The organism is Pseudomonas sp. SIMBA_068 (assembly GCF_046534705.1).
GTDB lineage: Bacteria > Pseudomonadota > Gammaproteobacteria > Pseudomonadales > Pseudomonadaceae > Aquipseudomonas > Aquipseudomonas putida.
Genome location: NZ_JAWRYI010001257.1, coordinates 1 through 247 on the forward strand (window position 1 = coordinate 1; position 247 = coordinate 247).

1 protein-coding gene is annotated in these 247 nt (G+C 53.8%); it reads right to left on the reverse strand.

Annotated features, from left to right (window positions below; all coding sequences use genetic code 11):
- Positions 1-247: Hsp70 family protein (locus SB756_RS33580; RefSeq protein WP_410913701.1), on the reverse strand; the 247-nt coding region annotated here is incomplete at both ends.

A 247-nucleotide genomic window follows, 5' to 3' on the forward strand; every position in this document is an offset into this window, starting at 1 on the left:
CCGCTTCATCCGGGTTCACGTCTTTACGTGGCTCTTTACCGAAGAACTCAGTCACTTTGGCCTGAACCAGTGGCATACGAGTCTGACCACCCACCAGGATAACGTCGTTGATGTCTGAAACAGACAGTCCGGCGTCCTGCAGCGCAACTTTCAGTGGCGCGATTGAGCGAGCAACCTGATCTTCAACCAGTGACTCCAGTTTAGAGCGGGTCACTTTGATGTTCAGGTGCTTAGGACCGGTCGCATC